Here is a 3,520-nt window from a genome sequence, read left to right as displayed (position 1 = left end):
CTGTCGGGACGGATCGCCGCTGACCCGACGTGAGTTCGAGCACCTGAGGACCGCGTCTCCTGTGCGCTGCTGTTGACCGACGCATGACAACGCGTCCGGCCGGTCGGATTCACGGACCGGCCGGCCGTGCCCACCACCCACACAGCTTCACCGTCACACTTGCGACACTGTCGCAGTCAGTGATCGCAATCGATCTAGCAAGCGGTGCGGGATTGCCCGCGTGTGCCCGCGCCAGGAAGGAGAGTTCATGCACTTTCCCATCCGGTCCAGAGGTATGCGGCATCTATCCGGGATCGTGGTGGCGATCATCGCTGCCGCGCTCCTAGTGCCGTCACCGGCCGCCGCCGCGGCATCGACGTCCACGGCGCTGACGCTGGGAACCCCGAGCCTGTCGGCACGGCCTGGCGAGAACGTCACGCTGCGCATGAGGTTCGATGCGGTGCCGATGAGCGAGGATTATCGGGTCTTTGTGCACTTCGTCAACAGCAACGGTGCGATTGCCTTCGCCGGCGACCACTATTCGCCGCAGGCGCCCACGACGTGGAACGGCTCGGTCAGCTATGACCAGACCGTTGCCATTCCGTCCACAGCGGCGGATGGGCAGTACACCATCCGTGTCGGCCTGTTCCAGGACCATTCACCGTGGGACCGCGCCACCCTGCTGCCCGGAGACGGCGTCACGGTCGACGACGAGCTGCGCTACATCGTCGGAACCTTGACCATCGGCTCCACGCCCCGGGTTCTGACGCTAGGCACCCAGGCACTTTCCGGCCAGGCCGGTCAGAACGTCACGCTGCGCATGAGGTTCGATGCGGTGCCGATGAGCGAGGATTATCGGGTCTTTGTGCACTTCGTCAACAGCAACGGTGCGATTGCCTTCGGCGACGACCACTATTCGCCGCAGGCGCCCACGACGTGGAACGGCTCGGTCAGCTATGACCAGACCGTTGCCATTCCGTCCACAGCGGCGGATGGGCAGTACACCATCCGTGTCGGCCTGTTCCAGGACCATTCACCGTGGGACCGCGCCACCCTGCTGCCCGGAGACGGCGTCACGGTCGACGATGAGCTGCGCTACATCGTCGGAACACTCACGATCGGAGCGGTCGGAGCCACGAGGGTCCTCACCTTGGGTACGCCGTCGTTGTCGGTTCAGGCTGGGCAGGCTGTGACAATGCGGATCCGGTTTGATGCGGTGCCGATGGCCGAGGACTATCTGGTGTTCATTCACGTGGTCGATACCAGCGGCGCGATCGTCCTCAACGGCGGCTATCATTCACCGCCCACCGGGACGTCTGCCTGGAGCGGTCTGGTCAGTTACGACCGTACTGTGACTGTTCCTTCCACGTTGTCCGCTGGGAAGTACGACATCCGTGTCGGTCTTTTCCAAGACCACTCGCCGTGGGACCGGGTCGCGTTGCAGGCGGGCTCTGGCGTTTCCGTCGACAGCGGCCTGCGCTACCTCGTCGGAACACTCACGGTCGGAGGCGCCACCACCCCCCCTCCCACCACCAGCGGACCCTACGGCCAGAACGCGGCGAACTACCGCGCGACCTTCACCGAAGAGTTCACCTCTGGAGGAGTCGACACCAGCTTGTGGAACGACCACATCTGGTACGAGAACTCCAACTCCACGATCAACTACAAGGTGACCAACGGAGCCCTCAAGATCTGGCCTCAGCGGGACGCCAGCGGCAACTTCTTCAACCGCACCATCGACACCGACGGCAAGTACTACCAAACGTACGGGTTCTTCGAGATGGAAGCGAAACTTCCCGTCGGAAAGGGCGCCTGGCCCGCGTTCTGGCTCCTCAACCACGATGGTGACACACGCCCGGAAATCGACATCATGGAGGCGTATTCCGGCGGCGGCCCGACCAGCGGATGGAGCGACTCCAACCTGCACCCCACGACCTTCGCCGCCACCGTGTGGCCCACCGGAGCCGCAAACCCCTCGGCGGGGCAGCAGAAACTCGCCACTTCTGACCTGTCTGCCGCCTTCCACAAGTACGGACTCAAGTGGGAACCCAACCGCCTGACCTTCTACTTCGACGGGCAGCAGTTCTACACCGTCAACGTCAGCATGTCTAACCGCATGTACATCCTGCTCGACCTTTGGTTCGGCAGTGCCAGCGGACAGCCCGACGGGACCACCCCGACCGGGGAAAGCAATTCATACATAGTGAACTACGTTAAAGCCTGGCAATTCCAGTAACAATCGCTTCAGCCGGGGCGGGGACAACAGGACTGTGCCTGCCCCCGCAGCCCTCTGTGTCATCCTTGGGAAGGCAGGGTGACACAGAGGGCTGCAACTTTGACCCGTGAGGGCGTGCAAGGAGAACTACCCCCGTGACATCAGGCGCGGCATCGCTGGTCGCTGAGGCCGTTGCCACCACCAAAGCGGTCCTGGCCGACCAGCGTGCGGCCACCCCGCACGCGGCGGCGGCGGGTGAGATCGTGCTGCGCGCGGACTCGGCGTTGTACTCACGTGCGGTCGTCACCGCCTGCCGCCGGGCCCGGGTGCGGTTCTCGATCACGGTCCGCGTCGATGCCAAGGTCCGCGCGGCGATCGCCACGATCGGCGAGGACGCCTGGACCGAGATCCGCTACCCGCAACCGGTCTGGGACGACGAGCAGCAACGGTTCATCTCCCGCGCGCAGATCGCCGAGACCGCTTACACCGCGTTCGAAGGCACCCGGCACGAGGTCACCGCCCGGCTCATCGTCCGCCGCATCCCCGATCTGAAGAAATCCACAGTGGACGAACAGGGTGAACTGTTCACCGTGTGGCGCTACCACGCCGCGTTCACCGACAGCCCGTACCTGCTGGTCCAAGCCGAGGCCCAGCACCGCGGTCACGCCATCATCGAACAGGTCTTCGCCGAACTCATCGACGGACCTCGCACACCTGCCATCCGGCCGGTTCAACGCCAACAACGCCTGGCTGACCTGCATCGCCATCGCACACAACCTCACCCGCGCCGCCGCCACCCTCGCCGGACGACCACACCACACCGCCCGCGCCGCCACCGTCCGCCGGCCGGATCACCCGACACGCCCGCGAGATCACAATCCATCTGCCGCAACACTGGCCGTGGCAACACAACTGGCGACGGCCGTTCACCACCGCGCACGCCCCACCCGACTGACCGTCCACAACAGACAGTCCCTCGCAGCCGACGCCGGCCACCCCACAATGCCAGACCTCACCGAACCGTGGAGCGCACCGGCAACCCGGCCGGTCACCCCCACACGTCCCGACCAACGCCCGAGATCATCAGTTCCGACCAGCCGAGCAGCGAAACCCCATCGGTGGATCAGGGCTAAGCGCGCTCAGGCGCCGCCTATTTTCACCGCTACCTGTCGACGGTTGGCGTCCTGCCGCGGAGGTAGGTGAGCCACCCCCGCTTTCATGGAGCTTCTTGATCATGGTCTGATGGCCATGGGAAGGAAGATTCGTGCCAGCACCGAAGAAGTACTCACCTGATCTGCGGCAGCGTGCCGTGCGGTTGTATCGGGA

2 protein-coding genes are annotated in these 3,520 nt (G+C 64.7%); both read left to right on the top strand.

The annotated features are described in order from the left end of the window. The first annotated feature begins 247 nt into the window (after nt 1-247). Nucleotides 248-2,215: a glycoside hydrolase family 16 protein gene (locus ABD332_RS59775; protein ID WP_344516064.1), complete on the top strand. Its 1,968-nt coding sequence runs from the start codon at nt 248-250 to the stop codon at nt 2,213-2,215. 134 nt (nt 2,216-2,349) lie between these two features. Continuing rightward, nucleotides 2,350-3,327 (top strand): hypothetical protein, encoded by a 978-nt coding sequence (locus tag ABD332_RS59770; protein ID WP_344516063.1) that lies wholly within the window; start codon nt 2,350-2,352, stop codon nt 3,325-3,327. Nucleotides 3,328-3,520 lie beyond the last annotated feature (193 nt).

Source organism: Dactylosporangium maewongense (assembly GCF_039531485.1).
GTDB classification, from domain to species: domain Bacteria; phylum Actinomycetota; class Actinomycetes; order Mycobacteriales; family Micromonosporaceae; genus Dactylosporangium; species Dactylosporangium maewongense.
The sequence above is the reverse complement of the archived record's forward strand: the minus strand, read 5'-3'. Positions and strand labels throughout refer to the sequence as shown.

What these genes read in the sequence shown, in the direction of transcription:
- ABD332_RS59775 (WP_344516064.1), top strand. Translation starts at nt 248, where the DNA reads ATGCACTTTCCCATCCGGTCCAGAGGTATGCGGCATCTATCCGGGATC.